Raw genomic sequence first — 18,297 nt, forward strand, 5'->3', positions numbered from 1 at the left:
CCTGCACTATAGATTGGCCAATAACAAAAAACAATTTCTTTTTAGCTAATACTGCAAAGTAAACGCAGAAATTTGAAATTGGTTGTAACTTTTTATTTTTGACAGCGTTACATAACTATAAAATACCTGACTATTATGCAAAAAATTATATGGAGTATTTGTTTATTGCTACTTATTACCAATGTACAGGCACAAACCCCAAACCTGGTGTACGATGCCAATGCGCAGGTTAGAAATGTGGGCAACTTTTCTGGCGTATCTGTAGGTAGTGGTATAAAATTATACCTGTCGCAAGGTAGCACCCAGGCCGTAGCAGTAAGTGCAGAAGATGCCGGGTATACCGATAAAATTATTACCGAGGTGAAAGATGGCATACTAAAAATTCGCGTAGAAAGTAAAATGTGGAATAACTGGAACTGGGGCAATAAAAAATTAAAAGCCTATGTTACCGTAACCAATATCAACTTTTTAGGCGCTTCCGGCGGGTCTATTGCCGAAGTTGCTGACGAAATTAAAGTAAATGATATAAAAGTAGATGCCAGCGGAGGCAGCATTATAAAAGGCAAATTTACCGGTAATAATATGCAGATAGATTTAAGCGGCGGCAGTATTGCAAAACTGGATGGCAGTTTGGAAAAGCTAGATATATCGGCCAGTGGAGGCAGTATTTTTAAAGATTATAGTTTGGTAGTAAATTATTTAACGGTAGATGCCAGTGGCGGTTCGATTATTAATGCCAGCATTAGCAAAGAATTAAAAGCCAGTGCCAGCGGCGGTTCGATTATTAATTACAAAGGCGCAGGGGTAATAACCAGTGTAGATGCCAGTGGCGGATCGATTATTAAGAAAAAAGATTAAAAACAATTGAATTAAGTTTGGCTCGTAAGCGAAACTCCCCTACTTTTGCAGTCCAAAATCGCGAAGTAGAGCAGCGGTAGCTCGTCGGGCTCATAACCCGAAGGTCGGAGGTTCGAACCCTCCCTTCGCAACTAAGAAGCCTCATACGAGGCTTTTTTCTTTTAAAGAATACAATAATTTTGGGCCCGGCATTTAGTAGTAGATATTAAGCTTCCCTTGCGTCGCACACTTGTACTGCCATAATGCTATTAAGCAAATAAGTACAACACAAAAAACAATACACCAATTTTGAAAACCGGCTTTGTAAATATTTTTGGCAAACCCAACGCAGGAAAAAGCACTTTATTAAATGCTTTGCTGGGCGAGAAACTGGCTATTGTTTCGCATAAAGTACAAACTACCCGCCACCGCATCAAGGGTTTTTTAAACGAACCCGGCAAATACCAGGTTATTTTTTCTGATACGCCAGGCATTATTACCCCCCGTTATAAGCTGCAGGAGAAAATGATGCTCTCAGTAAAAAGTGCATTGGAAGATGCCGATGTAGCCATTTTACTGGCCGACGCCACCGAAGGACCCGAAGAAAACAACCTGCTGTTTAGTTCCTTAAAATTAAAAGTGCCCACTATTGTGGTGCTGAACAAAACCGATAAAATTGGCCTAAAAAGAATTACTGCTGCAGAAGAATTTTACCAGCAACAGCCCTATTGCAAAAAGCTAGTAACCATTTCAGCACTCGAAAAACAAAACCTGGATACATTATTACAGGCCATTTTAGCATTTTTACCCGAAGGCGAACCTTTTTACCCCGAAGACGACCTGACTGACCTTTCTACCAAATTTTTTGTGGGGGAAATGGTAAGGGAAAAAATCTATGAATTGTTTGGCGATGAAATTCCCTACCACACCGCAGTAATTGTAAATGAGTTTAAAGAAAAAGACACATTAACCAAAATACAGGCCGATATTATAGTACAGCGTGAAAGCCAAAAAGGTATTTTATTGGGCGAGGGCGGACAAATGATAAAAAAACTGGGCACCATGGCCCGTACAGATATAGAACAATTTTTACAGCAAAAAGTATTTCTGCAGCTATTTATAAAAGTTAAGCCCAAATGGAGGGATAATGATATGCAGCTGAAAGAATACGGTTATTAATAAGCAGTACCTTTAGTACAGGCAGTATTAATAACCTTTGATCACTTTATAAATTTCCCTTGCGGAGTTAACAGATATGAGTTTTACAGTAGCAATAGTAGGCAGGCCAAACGTGGGTAAAAGTACTTTATTCAACCGCTTGCTGGAACAACGCAAAGCCATTGTAGATGATATAAGTGGCGTAACAAGAGACCGCCAGTATGGAGTTACCGACTGGAATGGCAAAACCTTTAACGTAATTGATACCGGTGGTTTTGTACCTGATACAGAAGATATTTTTGAAACAGAAATTCGTAAACAGGTAAGAATCGCCATTGATGAAGCAGATGCTTTAATTTTTATGACAGATGCCGCCATTGGTATTACAGAATTGGATGAAAGCATGGTTACCCTGCTGCGCCGTAGTGATAAGCCGGTTTACCTTGCCGTAAACAAAGTAGATAATAACCAGCGTTTATTTGATGCATCAGAGTTTTACAGCATGGGGTTTGAACATATTTATTTTATCAGCAGTATGACGGGTAGCGGCACCGGCGAAATATTAGATGCCATTACCAGCCTGATACCAGAAATGGATAAACCTGAAGATGAAGAAACAAAGGAAGGTGCATTACCCAAATTTGCTATTATTGGTCAGCCGAATGTTGGTAAATCTTCCTTATTAAATGCCCTGATTGGCGAAGAGCGCACCATTGTAAGTAATATTGCCGGTACTACCAGGGACAGTATTCATACACATTATAACCTGTTTAATAAAGAGTTTATTTTAATTGATACTGCAGGTTTAAGAAAAAAAACCAAGGAAAAAGAAGACCTGGAATTTTATTCTGTAATCCGTGCTATTCGCGCCATGGATGAAGCGGATGTATGTATTTTATTAATTGACGCCAGCAAAGGCATCACCGCACAGGATGTAAATATTTTTTCACTGGCTGCCAGAAAAGGAAAGGGCATTCTGGTATTGGTAAATAAATGGGACCTTGTTGAAAAAACTACCAATACCGCCCGTGATTATGAAAAACAGTTAAAAACAAAACTGGCACCATTTACTGATGTGCCGGTAATTTTTATATCAGTAAAAGAAAAAACCAGGATTTTTAAAGTTATAGAAACGGCTTTGCAGGTGTACGATAGCCGCCATATAAAAATTACTACCAGCAAATTAAACGAGGTGATGTTAAAGGCAGTAGAAGCCTATCATGCACCTGTTGTTCGTGGGCATCCTTTAAAAATTAAATATGTAGTGCAATTGCCTACAGCAGTACCTTCCTTTGCTTTCTTTTGTAATTACCCCGAGGATGTAAAGCCTGCCTACCGCAATTACCTTGAAAACCAGTTGCGCAGCAACTTTGCATTAAGTGGTGTACCCATTCGTATTTTCTTTAGAAAGAAATAAATTGACATATCACAATTTACCAGCCCGGCGAATCATTTTGGTTTAGCCGGTTTTTTTGTTGCTGCTCATGGGCAGGCGGATAGCAGTGGATACCCCGCTGAAGGGTTGTGCGTTTGGGCTGTGGCGGAGTAGTAATAGATAGCCGCAGCTACAGCTGCATGACACACTGCATTTGACTGCCCCTATAAATTAATTACAAATTACATTACCAGATAATCGCCCTTGCTATTAACGGCTATAATGGGTAATTTTTTCTCTTTTTGGAAAATATCAAAAGCCACTTTTAGCTGTGCGGCAAATTTTTGAACAGCAGGATTGTCTTTGGCAATTTTGTTTAAATATTCTACGCTTTCGGGGTTATTGTACCGCACCGGGAAAATATGCACAGGAATAAAATCCTGTCCGCTGCTGCGGGCACCTGCTGCCAATAAATATACTTCTTCAATCTGTGTATCGGTAATGGGGATGCAGCCTACCGTAACACAACTACCATGAATATAAATGCCGCTACCGGGCCTGAGGGAATCGCTGAGTATTTTATCGCTTTCGTTAGGATAATTCAGTTTGAGAGACAGATGGAAATCGCTGCGTGGATTAAATTCATTTATATAGTAAAAGCCTTCGGGCACCTGGTAATCGCCTTCCATACGTTTTGGCCCCAAAGTGCCTGCCAAAGCGCATACTTTATAGGTTTTAAATAATTTATATTCTTCTTTATCGCCATTACGCACCCATACTTCCAGCTGGCTATCATATTTAAAAGACCGTAGGTACATTTGTTTGGGAGGCCATTGCAATCCGGCTTTTTCAAATTGCTTTTGAAGTGTATCCTGTTTGGTTTTTATAGCCATTGATACATTTGGGTAACTGCGCTGCATATCTAAAAAAGAATTTTGCGCCATTCCCAAAAAGCTTAATAAAACAACCAATACCAGTAAACCCATTTTTTTCATGGTGGCGAAATTATTCAATTAAATGTTTCTCCCTAAAAAATTAACTACAAACTTGTATACACCCTACTATAACGGCAATAAACGTATAAAAATATAAAAGCCACCGGTTATTATACCAATGGCTTTTACTTTGATACAAATTTTATTAAAGATTGCCCCTTAATGCCTGCTCCCTTTCAATGGCCTCAAACAAGGCTTTAAAATTGCCCTTTCCAAAACTTTTAGCACCCTTACGCTGAATAATTTCAAAAAACAAGGTAGGCCTGTCCTCTACCGGTTTGGTAAAAATTTGCAGCAGGTATCCTTCATTATCCCTGTCTACCAAAACCCCCAATTCTTTTAGAGCGGCAATATCTTCGTCTATATGCCCTACTCTTTCAATCAATTCATCATAATAAGTAGTTGGTACTTTTAAAAACTCAATACCGCGGCTTTCCAGGGCAGTTACCGTTTCAATAATATTATCGGTAGCCAATGCCACATGCTGGCAACCCTCGCCATCATAATAATCAAGGTATTCTTCTACCTGAGATTTCTTTTTACCCTCTGCCGGTTCGTTTATGGGGAACTTTACAAAGCCGCTTCCGGCGCTCATTACCTTGCTCATCAGTGCAGAATATTCTGTAGAAATATCCTTATCATCAAAACTTAGGATATTGGTAAACCCCATCACCTGTTCATAAAAGCCCACCCATTTATTCATTTGGTTCCAGCCTACATTACCCACACAATGGTCAACATATAATAAACCGGTGGAGGATGGATTATAATTTGAGGTCCATTCCCGATACCCCGGTAAAAAAACACCATTGTAATTACCGCGTTCAACAAAAATATGCACGGTATCACCATAAGTATGTATACCACTTACCACAACAGTTCCATTGTCATCTTGCATGGTAACAGGCTCCATATAACTTATTGCGCCGCGGGCCGTAGTTTCCTGCCAGGCACTGGTAGCATCATCAACCCTTAGTGCCAGCACTTTAACACCATCTCCATGTTTATAAACATGATCAGCTATCAAATTACCCGCCCTTAATGGTGTGGTAAATACAAAAGTTAATTTGTGTTGGCGTACTGCATAACTGGCACGGTCTTTAACACCCGTTTCCGGCCCCGCATAGGCAAGGCTTTGAAAACCAAAAGCTGTTTTATAAAAATGGGCCGCCTGTTTGGCGTTGCCAACATAAAACTCTACATAATCGGTACCCTGCAATGGAAGAAAATCATGGGTATTACGCTCCTCTTGTATAATTGATACGGCATGTTGCATATAAATAGTATTTTTTTTGAACCAAACGATTAAACAATACCTGGCTTTACTTGCGTCGCACTCTTGTACTTTAGCACAACATGCAGCAAAAAGCAGGGAAATAAAAGTTAAAAACACGTTTAGATGCTTTCTAAACGCTTTATGATTTAAATGAAAAAATTAAGAATACACAATACTTAAACTAATTGGAAAACCAATATCAGCAAGAGCTTAGTGAGATAACATAGCCAGCGCTTCCATCAACAAAGAATAGTTGATACGCTTATCATTAAACACTTTATGGGGATAATCAGGATGCATAGAAGAACAAAAATATAAAATTCCGCTATCAAATGCGGTACAGAATTTATCTTCGCTGCTTATACTCCAGTTTATGAAAGTTGGCATACTTGGTGGCGGACAGTTAGGAAGAATGTTATTACAGGCAGCTGCAAATTATGTAGTTGAGACTTATGTGCTTGAAAACGATGACCAATGCCCTGCAGCACATCTTTGCCATCACTTTGTAAAAGGTAATATTACTGATTTTGAAACCGTATACAATTTCGGGAAAGGATTAGACGCCATAACCATTGAAATAGAAGCAGTGAATATAGACGCACTGGAAAAACTGGAAAATGAAGGCGTAAAAGTGTACCCAAAACCAGCCGCCATACGCATTATAAAGAATAAAATACACCAGAAAGAGTTTTATAAAACCAACGAAATTCCCTCTCCTGCTTTTGTAATTACGCAAAACCAGCAACAATTACAGCAGCAAACTCATTTTTTACCCGCTGTACATAAACTGGCCGAAGGTGGTTATGATGGTAAAGGGGTTCAAATTATTAAAGCAGCAGCGGATATTGAAAAGGGCTTCGATGCCCCTTCGGTGCTGGAAAAAATGGTACGCATTAAAAAAGAAATTGCCATGATTGTGGCCATGAACGATAAGGGCGATATACGTTTTTTCCCCACAGCCGAAATGGTTTTCGATCCGGTTTTAAATTTATTGGATTACCAAATTAGTCCGGCACAATTACCCCAACAAGCCACGTGGAAAGCCGAAGCCATTGCCATTAAACTGGTAAAAGCATTAAACAGTCCGGGTTTATTTGCCATAGAAATGTTTTTAGACGAAAACAATGATATTCTGGTAAACGAAACCGCACCGCGAGTGCATAATAGCGGCCACCACACCATTGAAGCCAATTATTGCAGCCAGTACGATATGCTTTGGCGCATAATGCTCAATTATCCATTGGGGAATACGGATGCTATTTTGCCTGCATCTATTGTAAACTTAATTGGCGCCGCCAATTATACCGGTGAAGCCATTTATGATGGATTAGATGAGGTATTAAAAATGGACAATGTTTTTGTGCATTTGTATGGCAAAAAACAAACCAAACCGGGCAGAAAAATGGGCCATGTAACCATTATCAGCAAAGACATTCAAGACCTTACCTATAAGGCCAATAAAATAAAACATACACTTAAAGTAATAGCATAACAACAACTATCTAACGGCTACTGTTAAAACAACACATATGAACGAAGTACAAAACACAAAACCAATAGTAGGTATTATCATGGGCAGCGATAGCGATTTACCCATCATGCAGGCAGCAGCAGATGTACTTACCGGTTTTGGAATTTCCTTTGAATTAACAGTAGTTTCGGCCCACCGTACACCTTTGCGTATGGTACAGTATGCCAATTCAGCCAAAAAAAGAGGCCTGAAAATAATCATTGCCGGGGCCGGCGGTGCAGCACATTTGCCGGGTATGGTTGCTTCCATCACCAGCTTACCTGTAATTGGCGTACCTATAAAATCTTCCAACTCCATCGATGGGTGGGATTCTGTATTATCCATACTGCAAATGCCCAATGGCATTCCTGTTGCCACAGTTGCCTTAAATGGCGCCAAAAATGCCGGTATACTGGCCGCCAGTTTTATTGGAGCTTTCGACGATACAATTGGCAAGAAAGTAGAAGCTTTTAAACAAACACTTGAAAACGAAGTGTTGGCAAAAGTGAGTAAATTAAAAACCGATGGCTGGCAAAACCAGTTCGATTAAATCATTTGGTGTTTTGGGGCCAGGTGATGGTACTTGTAGCAGCTTTACTTGCGTCGCACACTTGTACCGCAGTATCATGTTGCAGCAATAAACAGCCTTAAACAATACCTGTATTATGCGTGAGGGATAGCAGCGGAAAGCCCGCAGCCATGAGGCCACGAATGGCGAGGACTTGCAGCGAATAGCCCGGCCCATAGGGCACGCCATTATTTTTAATAAAAATCTATCCAAATATGAAATATTTAGTATTGCTGTTGCTGGTAATATTTTGCTCGTTTTGCGCAAATGCTCAGTCGGTAAAAGACTCTGCTAAAATTTTAAAAATGCAGGCGCCAGATAGTTTTCAGGTTCAGTTTAATACCACACAAGGTGCATTTATTTTAGAAGTATATAAAGCCTGGAGCCCAAAGGCAGCCGACAGACTTTTTCAACTGGTACAAACAGGACAATACCAAGGGAATTATGTGTTTAGGGCTACAGATAAATATGTGCAGTTTGGTATTGGCCAGCGAAAAGATTTTAATGGATTCTGGGAGAAACATGGCATTACTGATGAGCCTGTTTTACATAGCAATATGGATAGTATAGTTTCTTTTGCGACTGGCGGCGCAAATAACCGAACAGCGCAAATATTTATAAACATGCAAAACAACACCAAACTGGATACCATCTCATTCAGAGGCGTGAAGGGTTTTCCGCCGGTAGGTAAAATAATTGCAGGCATGGAAAATATTAGAAAATTCAACAAACAATATGGAGATGAAATTGCTTTTAAACACCAGGATTCCATTTTGGCAAAAGGCAATGAATATCTGATAAAAAATTTTCCCGGGTTGGACATTATAACCGATGCTATTATTTTAAAAAAGCCCTGATTTTTATTATGAATTAAGTCGCTTACACAATCCAGAAATACTATCCCGGCGAATCCCAAAAATCATATTATATTTTTTGCCAATACCATTTATTTCTCCCATTTCTGCTTTTTAGCATCGGCTCAGTGGCAGTTATTGTCATTTCAGTAATATTCTTTACCCATTCAGCGTAGCTTAACATTGGGTTTAGGAGTTATAGTATATTTTTACTTTACTCAATAATAACAACAATATGAAAAGAATATTTACTAAAATAAGGTTAGCAAAAGTTTCAAAAAGTAAAATTACCTATATCCTTTTTTCATTTTCCCTAATTACAGCAGGGCTTGTAAGTTTATCAAATACCAGTGGGCCTGCGCTGGCAAGTAATCTTGTAACAGGGGCACCGTTTAACAGTGGCAATACCTGTTCTAAAAGCGGTTGCCATAGCGGCGGTAGCTTTGGTGGTGCAATTGTAACAGAATTGGTAGATGCATCCAGCAATGTGGTTACTTCTTATAGCCCGGGTGCCAGTTATACATTTAGAATTACATTTAGTAAAACCTCTGGTACACCACAATATGGTTTTCAGGTTACAGCTGCCACCACCGCAAATGTAAATGTAAACAAATGGGGTACTTTACCTGCAGGAACACACAACAAGCTTTCATCCTCTCATAATTATGTTGAACAATCAAAACGTTTAACTACCAATGTAATATCTATTCCCTGGACAGCGCCTACTGCAGGCACCGGTTCTGTAAAATTTTATACTGCTGGCAATCTGGTAAATGCCAATGGCAATGAATCAGGTGATCAGCCGGTTAGTACCAACCTAACTGTTACAGAAACTGTATTACCGGTTAAATTATTATATTTTAATGGTAGTATTGTCAACGGAAAAGCTACCCTTAAATGGGCCACTGCACAGGAAATTAATAACAAAGAATTTATTCTGGAAAAAAGCAGCAATGGAGTAGATTACTCTACCATTGCTACCATTGCAGGCAAAGGCGTAAACAATAATGGTGCTTCTTATAGCTTTACCGATGTTTCGTTTGCCAATAAAGGCTTATACAGGTTAAAACAAATTGACCTCGACGGTAAAACAAGTGTATTTAGCGTTGTGGAACTTAAAAATGCTGTTGCAGGAGATTACAAAATTACCATGTATGCACATGCAGGCAGTTCTTCTATCATGTTCTATAATGGTTTACAAAGTCAAAAAATCAATATTAGGGTTGCTGATTTAAGCGGAAAGCAATTATACAATTATAACGCTACTGCCAACAATGGAGAAAATATTATTCAGTTGCCTTCTAATATTTCAAAAGGTATTATGCTTATTACCATTACCACAGAAGATGGTATTAGAACCAATGCTAAAATTGGCATAATGAATTAAGAAAATAAATATTTAAAATTTAATATAACTACCATTAAACTAAAAGCTTGCTTTTATATCTCACCGAGCAAGCTTTTAGTTTAATATCCTGAGAAAATTACCAGCACTACAATTTCAATTCCTTAAATTTTTTATTTCTTACCGGGTAATGTAGTTGTTTAATTACTAACAACTGCGTTGCATTAAAGCATATTGCTTTATCGGTAATTGCGTGTTTACACGTAACTGTAGTCTATTTTTTCTCATCATAAAAACCAAACAAACATGTTAAAACAATTACCCAGGTCAATCGCAAATTTTGTGAAAAACAAAAGAATGGCAACCGTTTCATTATCTGTTGTTGCTATAATTGGAATTGCCCTTTTTTCCAGTTACAAAGCCGGACCCGCAAAAAACAATACGCTGGTAACCGGAGCACCGTTTAACTCAGGCCAAACCTGTGCAAAAGCAGGCTGTCATGGTGGTGGTAACTTTGGTGGTACCATAACTACCCAGTTAATTGACACATTAACCAAAAAACCTGTTACATCTTATACAGCAGGCAAAATTTATTGGTTGAGTATTTCCATGAAAAAAACAACTGGTAAACCTAAATATGGCTTCCAAACAACTGCAGCCAATGCAGCAGGTGGAAATGTAAATGCATGGGGCGTTGCACCAGCAAAAACACATAACACACTAAAATCTGGCCATAACTATTTTGAGCAATCTACTGCACTTAAATCTGGCACCATCAATATTCCATGGACAGGCCCAGCAGCCGGTACTGGTGCAATTACTTTCTACACTTCAGGCAATATTGTAAATGGCGATGGCAGCACAAGTGGCGACCAACCGGTTAATACAACATTAACTGTTACCCAGGCACCAGTTGCAGGCATTGCCGCTGTTACAGCAACTGAGGCAAAAGCTGATGTTGTTGGCAAACCAGTGTACAAACTACAGTTACACAGCCAGGATGGCTTGCCTTACATTATGTTTAGCAATGGTGGTAAACAACAAAAAGTTATGATTACTTATACTGATATTCAGGGTAATCCAATTTCTACAGGTACCACATTAGCTAATCAGGGTGATAATATCTGGCCTATTAATGCCGGCAAAGCCAAAGGATTTATGATTGTAAATGTAGTTACCGCAGATGGTGCAAGAACTTCATTAAAAGTTGTTCTTAACAAATAATCATTATTACATTCTTATTAAAGCCATCACCAAAAGTGATGGCTTTTTTTGTACATTTTTCGTTGTATACTTATCAGAAAATCTATTTGGTTTACACTGCAATTTATCATGCAACCCTTTTTTAAGCTGCAACAGTTGCAGCAGCACAAGAGTGCGACGCAAGTAACGCTGAAGTATACACTTTGCCGGGCTCCTATTTTTAAAAAAAAGCATTGAGTAAGTATTTTTACAATTACCATCTACCCTTTGTATATTCATTTAGCTATTAAGGCCAATAATTAGCATTGTTTAATTTTATTGCATTATAACAAAGCAACACTTAAAACGCAGCTGCATATTATTCTTATACCACAACTATTATGAACAGAAAACAGTTTATACAAACCTCCGCCACTGCCATGGCAGCAATGATAACAGGCTCATCATTTGGGTTTAGCAAGAAAACCCCACTGTTGTCTTTTTCCACGTTGGGTTGCCCCGATTGGACTTTTGAAAAAATTATTCAATTTGCAGCCGCCAATGAATTTAAAGGCATAGAAATTCGGGGTATTCAAAGAGAACTGGATCTTAATAAATGTAATACCTTTAATACGGCTGAGAAAATAAAGCAATCCATGTTGTTGTTGCGTGAAAACAATTTGAGTATTGTAAACCTGGGCGCATCGGCCACCATGCATTTTCCCATTGGGGCTGAAAGAACAAAAAATATCGACGACGGCAAACGATTTATTGATCTAGCCAACACGCTACAATGCCCATACATTAGGGTTTTCCCCAATAATTTACCAAAAGACCAGGATAAAAAAATAACCCTGGATTTAATTGCGGCCGGATTAACCGAGCTGGGTAATTATGCGGCCAATACAAACGTTACCGTATTAATGGAAACACATGGCGACCTGGTGTACACTGCCGACATTGTGTATGTAATGCAACAGGTTAATCATGCGCATGTGGGTTTGGTTTGGGATATGGTAAATATGTGGTCTATAACTGGCGAAGACCCTGCAATGGTATTCCCGCAACTTCAAAAACATATCAGGCATACGCATATAAAAGACATGGTTCGTAATAACGGCAAAGACCAATATACTTTTTTAGGCAAAGGCGAAACGCCCATTTTTAAAGCCATTGACCTGCTTCACAAAAACCATTATAAAGGCTATTATAGCTTTGAATGGGAAAAATTATGGCACCCCGAAATTGCCGAGCCTGAATTAGCCATTGCAGATTATGCCAGCACCATGAAAGCGCATTTTAAGGGTAAATAATAGTTGAGCCAAACATGGTAATGCAAATGGGCATCCGTTGCGTCGCACTCTTGTGCTGCTGGATACTTTTTTCGGCTTTTACAACAGCCATTTAATAAGGAATAATTATTACGGCCTATCCTCATTGGATTGCAGAAAAAAATAAGTGGTTTGCTGCTACATAGCCTATCAGCACAAGTGTGCGACGCAAGTAAATCCAACTATTGTACTGCAGCCTGGTACCAAATTGGTATTTATTAAATTGTTATGCATGCTTTTACCACAGGCAAAGGCATAATTTTGTTGACAACTAAAGTTGATATTATGCGTTGGTTGTTTATTATTTATTGCAGTTGTTTAATAACTGGTGGTTATGCACAAGATACCAGCCAACATATTGTGCCGGGCAGGTTTAACAGCCCAAATCAACAACAAAAGCCTTATGTTATACTTATTTCGGCGGATGGCTTTCGCTACGATTTTGCAAAAAAATATAATGCAACCAACTTATTTGCATTAAGTCAGCAAGGTGTATCAGCGGCATCTATGCAACCATCTTTCCCTTCACTTACCTTTCCCAATCATTACAGTATTATTACCGGTATGTACCCCAGCCATCATGGGCTGGTAAACAACTCTTTTTATGATGAAACCCGTAAAGAGCGGTATAACATGAACAATAAAAAGGCTGTGGCAGACAGCAGCTGGTATGGCGGCACACCTTTATGGGTACTTGCGGAACAGCAGCAAATGCTGAGCGCCAGTTTCTATTGGGTAGCATCAGAAACAGCCATACAAGGGGTTAAGCCTACCTACTATTATGTGTACAACGATTCTATAGCCATGAACGACAGGATTGCGATCGTAAAAAACTGGCTGCAATTACCCGAGGATAAAAGGCCGCATTTAATAACTTTTTACTTCCCTCAGGTAGATCATGAAGCGCATACTTATGGACCCGAATCCATAGAAACAGCGGCAGCAGTGAAACTGGTGGATGATGCCATAGGGAAATTGGTAGCAATTACAAATGAGCTGCACATAGCCGTGAATTTTATTTTTGTATCAGACCATGGCATGACGGCAGTAGACACTTTGCATACCATCCCCATGCCTGCCAGTATTGATACCAGTAAATTTATTGTACCCCGGGGTGATGTGCTGGTACAACTATATGCAAAAGACAAAAATGATATAAACGCTACTTATACTGCCTTGCAAAAAGAAGCAAAAGATTATGATGTTTACCTTAGCACAGCTATGCCGGAACGCTGGCATTATAGTAAATCAGACGACCGCTATAACCGCTTAGGTGATATTATATTAATACCACGTTTACCAAAGGTTTTTAGCTTTAATAATAAGCCGCCATCACCCGGTAAACATGGGTTTGACCCTGCTTTGACAGATATGCATGCCAGCTTTTTGGCATGGGGCCCCCAGTTTAAAACTAATATAACCATCCCAACATTTGAGAATGTGCATGTATACCCAATGGTAGCCAGTTTACTTGGCTTGCAATATGATACCACCATTGATGGTAAATCATCTGTTTTAGCACCGATTTTAAAATAAAAACATCTACAAAAAATAAGGCCGGATGCAATTGCATCCGGCCTTATTGTATAAATAATTAGCAGTTTATTTTTTGCGCTTTGCATTAAATGTGCCATTTGGCTGCACAAATGAAAGTTCAGTGGTCTCATTTTTGTCATTTACAATAAACAACACATAATACCCCTCAGCCACTTTTATGGCAAACTTATTTTTCTCTACGGGTACCAGCTCATACTCGGGCTGGCCGGGCACCAAAACATATAAAGTATTATCCCCTTTTATGTAGGTTTTTACCACTGCACCGCCCAATTCATATTCACCAACATACACCTGCAGTTCTTCTTTGGTAATGGCTTTGGGTTTTGCTTTCTTATCAAATGTAATTGGTTTTACACCCGGCTCCAGTGCTAACTGAATGCCATTGATTTCACCTGCCTTATTCATTAAGAATTGTGGTTTAAGCTGGTCAACATCACTGGTATCTATCCCCTCTTTTTTATCTTTTTCGTATACTTCAAAAATATCGTATGCAAAAGGTTTTAACCACCAGGTATGTAATGGCAACAACAAAAACAAAGAGTCTCTTTCATTAACTATCTCAAAAGTGCCAAAGGCATCGTTATGGTAAAGCCCTGCATAATCCTTTAATGCATGGGTAGGTAGTATTACAGGTTTTTTGGCGGTAGTGTCTTTTACTGCACCTGCGGTAGCTTTTTGCTTATCAGCAAGCCCTTTTAAATAGGTTTCCCAATCAGTTTTTCTAACATTCAGCATCCTGTCTGCAATAATATTTCTTACCACCGAAGGGATAGATGAACCATTTTGATTGGTAAGTACAATAATACCTACACTATCGCTGGGGAAAAAACAGGTATTGGCTGAGAAGCCATCAATATTACCACCATGTTCAACTCGTAAATGCCCTTTATAGGAAGACTGCATCCAGCCAAAACCATAAGTACTAAAAAATAAATCCGGATTCTCTTTTCCCGGTAACCCTGCACCTACAACCATTTGTGGGCTCATTGCTTCTGCCACAAAGCCAGAAGGTAATATTTCAGTTCCTTTAAATTTACCGCCATTAATCCAGGTAATTACCCAGTTAGCCATTTCGTTTACACTACTGTTAATGGCACCGGCCGCTTCCATGGCCTGAATATGAAAATAATCGGTTTTATAAATAATGCTGTCTTTCTTTACATCATATCCTAAAGCAGCATCACTATCCAAAGCCATGCTATCAACTGAGAAATTACTGCGCACCATTCCCAATGGAGCAAATAATTGCTGTTTTACATTTTGCTCCCAGCTTTTATGGGTAAGTTTTTCAGCAACAACCCCCTGTACCATAAACATAAAATTATTGTACTGCCATTTTTCGCGAACCCCATAAGTGGGTTCCATATACTTAATTCTTTGTATCAGGCTATCTGCTGAGTTAGAGCCAAACATGTACCAGGAATAGTCGTAACGTGGCAACCCTGTTCTATGACTCATCAGGTCTCTTAATTTGATGGTATTATTCATTTCATCGTTATAAAACTTAAGTTCAGGCAAATAATCCCTAACAGGTTTATCATAATCCACCTTACCGTCTTTATTCAGTAAGCCCAGAATAGAACTGGTAAAGGCTTTTGTGCAAGAGCCAATCGCAAACAGCGTATTAGCCGTTACAGGTAATTTCTTATCAATATCCCTGTAGCCAAAACCGTTGGCATACACCACTTTATCTTTTTCAACCACAGCTACTGCAAAACCTGCTGCTTTCCAGTCTTTCAATACACGGGCAAAAGCGGTATCAAGTCCCTCAAAACGCTTATCGGTAGCAGCTTTTTGTTTTTGGGCAATACTGCCAAGTGTTAAACAACATAACACCAATACACTAAACTTTCTCATTTGGTTATTTTTAAATATTTATTTCTTGTAATACCGGCTTTCAGATCAGGATGGCATCGCCTCTTGCGTCGCAATCACTTGATCGTTCCGGTTGCATGGCGGCAAATTTTAACTGCCATTTCTATACATAGATAGGTTATCGGTAGCTACAGGGCAACTTATATTACACCAAAGGCAAATTTTATGGATAACTACTTAATTCTGCTAAAAGGAATATTTCCAATTCGATAATGTTGCCAGTCTTTAAAATCAAAATGCCACCATTCATACTCATATACAGCAAACCCGTCTGCTTCCATATACTGGCGCAACAAATCCCGCAATTGGCGTTGTTCTGTTGTGCCACCGGTATAGTTGGGATAGGAACGTTCGCTCATTTCATCATACACACCGGTCATGGTAACTTCTTTGCCAGTGGCAAGGTTGTATAGGCTAAGGTCTACCGCACAACCGCGGTTATGGCGTGAGCCTTTGGCAGGATTGGCCACAAATTTTTTATTTTCGGCGGAGGTATTATCCCAGAATAGTTTGGTTACACTCCAGGGCCGGTAGCCATCAAACACCAGTAAGCCATAGCCTTTTTGGTGCAGTTTTGCATTAATGCGTACCAGGGCTTCTGCAGCTGGTTGTTGCAAAAATGCCCTGGCTTCTTTGTAAACAGGTTTGCCTACCAGGTTATTACTGGTAGCATATCGTATATCAAGATGTATACTGCTATCCAGTTTGGTAAGTTCTACCAAATGAGTGGTATAAAACTCGCCGGTTTCTTTAGGTGGTTGAACAGCACAACTAAACAAACAAGAACAACCGATTAATACAAGTAGGAGGATGGTGATTTTTTTCATGAGAAAGATATAAATATTTAGCGATTTTACCATTGCCATTTTAGCTGCCACAAAGGAGGAACCCCGAACCGAGCGTGGCAAGAGCAGCTGCCATTGGCTATACTGCTGGTTACCAAAAAATGTATTATACCACCGCATGTAGGGCCTGCTCAAGATCAGCAAGAATATCTTCTATATTTTCCATTCCAACACTCATTCTAACAAGCCCATCGGTAATACCAAAACGCAAACGTTCTTCCCTTGTTACGCCATAATGTGTCATTGATGCTGGATGAGAGATAAGCGTATCAACCGTACCCAGCGATACTGCACGTACACACATTTGCAGGGCATCAATAAATTGTTTACCAGCCTGCAAACCACCTTTTAATTCAAAACTGGTCATGGCACCGGGATGCCGCATTTGCTTTTTGGCGGTAGTATAATCAGGGTGCGAAGGAAGTCCGTTATAATTTATATTCCCCACCGCCGGATGGGTTGACAAAAACGCCACTACCGCCTCGGCATTGGCACAATGTCTTTGCATACGAATTTCTAGTGTTTTCATGCCAAGCGTTAACAAAAACGCATCAAAAGGATTGCTGTTGCCGCCCAATAAGCGGTGCCATTTGGTGGCTTTGGTATGCATAAATTCCAAATCGCGGCCCAGTAATACCCCGCCAATAGCGGTACCATGGCCATTTAAAAATTTGGTGGTACTATGAAACACAAAATCTACCGGGTATTTAAATGGCTGCTGCAGATAGGGCGTAGCAAAAGTATTATCAACAGATACAATGATATTTCGTGCTTTGGCCATCACCGCCACTGCTTCTATATCCACACACTGTATGGTAGGATTGGCCGGCGTTTCAATATGCACCAATTTAATTTCGGGATGCTGGTTAAAAGCCTCTTCTACTTTATTAATGTCACGCATATCTGCAATAACAGGCTGAATATTATTTTGGGCAAGTACCTTATGTAATAATTCATGCGTGCCACCGTAAAGGGAATAATGCGATAAGATTTTATCACCGGCAGCCAGATTACTTAAAAACAAAGTAGTCATAGCCGCCTGTCCGCTGGCGTGTAATAAGGCTTTTAGCTGTAAAGGATTACCATCGGCGCCTGTAATATTAAAGGCTTCCAGTGCGGCAATGGTGTCTTCTGCCACAGTAAAACTTGGGTTACCCCACCGTGAATATATATACCCTTCCTCAGTGCCTGCAAAGCGCTGCATACCCTGATCGGCTGTATCGAATGTAAAGGTAGAACTGGCGTAAATTGGCGACAAATGGGCATTTTCTGCAAAGCTTTTATTACCTGCATGAATGGCTACAGAACTAATGCCCTTAAATAACGGTGATTTTTTTGCCATAAGAATAGTTTATACAATATTGTAGGTAAAAAAGAATACCAAATGTAACAGAAAACCGGCAAGTAATTGGGCAAGCAGGGTGGCGATATCATTTTATAACCACTATCTGCTTGCGGAAGAAGGAAAAAGAAACAAATACAGGATCGGCCTATTGCCAGGGCAAAGGGAAACCAGTATTTTCGTTACACAGCCAATAAGATATAACCGGCATATTCAAGACTATTTAAGGTGTGCTGAACTATCCTTA

At 39.6% G+C, this 18,297-nt stretch carries 16 protein-coding genes and 1 tRNA gene; 11 read left to right on the forward strand and 6 right to left on the reverse strand.

Going from position 1 to position 18,297, the window contains the following annotated elements; translation table 11 throughout:
- Nucleotides 1-135 precede the first annotated feature (135 nt).
- From GD597_RS10065 to der, 4 genes are all read left to right on the forward strand, one after another.
- The gene (locus GD597_RS10065; protein WP_171607720.1) at nucleotides 136-858 is read left to right on the forward strand and encodes a head GIN domain-containing protein; all 723 of its coding nucleotides are present in this window, start codon (nucleotides 136-138) and stop codon (nucleotides 856-858) included.
- 59 nt (nucleotides 859-917) lie between these two features.
- Nucleotides 918-989 (forward strand) — tRNA-Met (locus GD597_RS10070).
- Between the two features lie 157 nt (nucleotides 990-1,146).
- Nucleotides 1,147-2,016, forward strand: a complete 870-nt coding sequence (gene era, locus GD597_RS10075; protein WP_171607721.1) for a GTPase Era — start codon at nucleotides 1,147-1,149, stop codon at nucleotides 2,014-2,016.
- 76 nt (nucleotides 2,017-2,092) lie between these two features.
- The gene (gene der, locus GD597_RS10080) at nucleotides 2,093-3,412 is read left to right on the forward strand and encodes a ribosome biogenesis GTPase Der (protein ID WP_171607722.1); all 1,320 of its coding nucleotides are present in this window, start codon (nucleotides 2,093-2,095) and stop codon (nucleotides 3,410-3,412) included.
- 200 nt (nucleotides 3,413-3,612) lie between these two features.
- Here the strand turns inward: der and GD597_RS10085 are convergent, their stop codons facing one another.
- From GD597_RS10085 to GD597_RS10095, 3 genes are all read right to left on the reverse strand, one after another.
- Nucleotides 3,613-4,365 carry a L,D-transpeptidase family protein gene (locus GD597_RS10085; protein ID WP_235954256.1) on the reverse strand — a complete coding sequence of 251 codons (753 nt, stop codon included), beginning with the start codon at nucleotides 4,363-4,365 and terminating at the stop codon, nucleotides 3,613-3,615.
- A 145-nt stretch (nucleotides 4,366-4,510) separates the two neighbouring features.
- Nucleotides 4,511-5,641 carry a 4-hydroxyphenylpyruvate dioxygenase gene (hppD, locus tag GD597_RS10090; RefSeq protein ID WP_171607723.1) on the reverse strand — a complete coding sequence of 377 codons (1,131 nt, stop codon included), beginning with the start codon at nucleotides 5,639-5,641 and terminating at the stop codon, nucleotides 4,511-4,513.
- A gap of 210 nt (nucleotides 5,642-5,851) precedes the next feature.
- Nucleotides 5,852-6,028, reverse strand: a complete 177-nt coding sequence (locus GD597_RS10095) for a hypothetical protein (protein ID WP_171607724.1) — start codon at nucleotides 6,026-6,028, stop codon at nucleotides 5,852-5,854.
- Between GD597_RS10095 and GD597_RS10100 the strand changes: the two genes are divergently transcribed.
- The 7 genes from GD597_RS10100 to GD597_RS10130 all read left to right on the forward strand — a co-directional run bounded on the left by GD597_RS10100 (nucleotide 6,015) and on the right by GD597_RS10130 (nucleotide 13,967).
- Nucleotides 6,015-7,133 carry a 5-(carboxyamino)imidazole ribonucleotide synthase gene (locus tag GD597_RS10100; protein WP_171607725.1) on the forward strand — a complete coding sequence of 373 codons (1,119 nt, stop codon included), beginning with the start codon at nucleotides 6,015-6,017 and terminating at the stop codon, nucleotides 7,131-7,133. The genes GD597_RS10095 and GD597_RS10100 overlap by 14 nt on opposite strands.
- Nucleotides 7,134-7,170: 37 nt before the next feature.
- Nucleotides 7,171-7,701: a 5-(carboxyamino)imidazole ribonucleotide mutase gene (purE, locus tag GD597_RS10105; RefSeq protein WP_171607726.1), complete on the forward strand. Its 531-nt coding sequence runs from the start codon at nucleotides 7,171-7,173 to the stop codon at nucleotides 7,699-7,701.
- Nucleotides 7,702-7,934: 233 nt separating this feature from the next.
- Nucleotides 7,935-8,576, forward strand: coding sequence for a peptidylprolyl isomerase (locus GD597_RS10110; RefSeq protein WP_171607727.1), 642 nt, complete (start codon nucleotides 7,935-7,937; stop codon nucleotides 8,574-8,576).
- Between the two features lie 232 nt (nucleotides 8,577-8,808).
- Entirely contained in the window at nucleotides 8,809-9,960 is a 1,152-nt protein-coding gene (locus GD597_RS10115; protein ID WP_171607728.1) for a choice-of-anchor V domain-containing protein, read from the forward strand.
- A 315-nt stretch (nucleotides 9,961-10,275) separates the two neighbouring features.
- A complete protein-coding gene (locus GD597_RS10120) occupies nucleotides 10,276-11,142 on the forward strand; it encodes a choice-of-anchor V domain-containing protein (RefSeq protein ID WP_171607729.1) in 867 nt (288 codons plus the stop codon).
- Nucleotides 11,143-11,501: 359 nt separating this feature from the next.
- Nucleotides 11,502-12,413 carry a sugar phosphate isomerase/epimerase family protein gene (locus GD597_RS10125; RefSeq protein WP_216368557.1) on the forward strand — a complete coding sequence of 304 codons (912 nt, stop codon included), beginning with the start codon at nucleotides 11,502-11,504 and terminating at the stop codon, nucleotides 12,411-12,413.
- A gap of 303 nt (nucleotides 12,414-12,716) precedes the next feature.
- Complete coding sequence (locus GD597_RS10130) at nucleotides 12,717-13,967, forward strand: alkaline phosphatase family protein (RefSeq protein WP_171607730.1); 1,251 nt, start codon at nucleotides 12,717-12,719, stop codon at nucleotides 13,965-13,967.
- A 66-nt stretch (nucleotides 13,968-14,033) separates the two neighbouring features.
- Here GD597_RS10130 and GD597_RS10135 read toward each other — a convergent pair whose 3' ends face one another.
- From GD597_RS10135 to GD597_RS10145, 3 genes are all read right to left on the reverse strand, one after another.
- Nucleotides 14,034-15,845 (reverse strand): serine hydrolase, encoded by a 1,812-nt coding sequence (locus GD597_RS10135; RefSeq protein ID WP_171607731.1) that lies wholly within the window; start codon nucleotides 15,843-15,845, stop codon nucleotides 14,034-14,036.
- Between the two features lie 191 nt (nucleotides 15,846-16,036).
- Nucleotides 16,037-16,690, reverse strand: coding sequence for a M15 family metallopeptidase (locus GD597_RS10140; protein WP_171607732.1), 654 nt, complete (start codon nucleotides 16,688-16,690; stop codon nucleotides 16,037-16,039).
- Between the two features lie 124 nt (nucleotides 16,691-16,814).
- Nucleotides 16,815-18,050, reverse strand: coding sequence for a trans-sulfuration enzyme family protein (locus GD597_RS10145; RefSeq protein WP_171607733.1), 1,236 nt, complete (start codon nucleotides 18,048-18,050; stop codon nucleotides 16,815-16,817).
- Nucleotides 18,051-18,297: the final 247 nt, after the last annotated feature.

This window comes from Limnovirga soli (genome assembly GCF_013106755.1).
In the GTDB taxonomy this organism is placed as follows: Bacteria; Bacteroidota; Bacteroidia; order Chitinophagales; family Chitinophagaceae; genus Limnovirga; species Limnovirga soli.

Excerpts from the sequence above, each read along its gene's own strand:
- GD597_RS10065 (WP_171607720.1), top strand. The coding sequence starts at position 136 with ATGCAAAAAATTATATGGAGTATTTGTTTATTGCTACTTATTACCAAT.
- der (WP_171607722.1), top strand. The coding sequence starts at position 2,093 with ATGAGTTTTACAGTAGCAATAGTAGGCAGGCCAAACGTGGGTAAAAGT.
- GD597_RS10085 (WP_235954256.1), bottom strand. The coding sequence starts at position 4,365 with ATGAAAAAAATGGGTTTACTGGTATTGGTTGTTTTATTAAGCTTTTTG.
- hppD (WP_171607723.1), bottom strand. The coding sequence starts at position 5,641 with ATGCAACATGCCGTATCAATTATACAAGAGGAGCGTAATACCCATGAT.
- GD597_RS10100 (WP_171607725.1), top strand. The coding sequence starts at position 6,015 with ATGAAAGTTGGCATACTTGGTGGCGGACAGTTAGGAAGAATGTTATTA.
- GD597_RS10095 (WP_171607724.1), bottom strand. The coding sequence starts at position 6,028 with ATGCCAACTTTCATAAACTGGAGTATAAGCAGCGAAGATAAATTCTGT.
- purE (WP_171607726.1), top strand. The coding sequence starts at position 7,171 with ATGAACGAAGTACAAAACACAAAACCAATAGTAGGTATTATCATGGGC.
- GD597_RS10110 (WP_171607727.1), top strand. The coding sequence starts at position 7,935 with ATGAAATATTTAGTATTGCTGTTGCTGGTAATATTTTGCTCGTTTTGC.
- GD597_RS10115 (WP_171607728.1), top strand. The coding sequence starts at position 8,809 with ATGAAAAGAATATTTACTAAAATAAGGTTAGCAAAAGTTTCAAAAAGT.
- GD597_RS10120 (WP_171607729.1), top strand. The coding sequence starts at position 10,276 with ATGGCAACCGTTTCATTATCTGTTGTTGCTATAATTGGAATTGCCCTT.
- GD597_RS10125 (WP_216368557.1), top strand. The coding sequence starts at position 11,502 with ATGAACAGAAAACAGTTTATACAAACCTCCGCCACTGCCATGGCAGCA.
- GD597_RS10130 (WP_171607730.1), top strand. The coding sequence starts at position 12,717 with ATGCGTTGGTTGTTTATTATTTATTGCAGTTGTTTAATAACTGGTGGT.
- GD597_RS10135 (WP_171607731.1), bottom strand. The coding sequence starts at position 15,845 with ATGAGAAAGTTTAGTGTATTGGTGTTATGTTGTTTAACACTTGGCAGT.
- GD597_RS10140 (WP_171607732.1), bottom strand. The coding sequence starts at position 16,690 with ATGAAAAAAATCACCATCCTCCTACTTGTATTAATCGGTTGTTCTTGT.
- GD597_RS10145 (WP_171607733.1), bottom strand. The coding sequence starts at position 18,050 with ATGGCAAAAAAATCACCGTTATTTAAGGGCATTAGTTCTGTAGCCATT.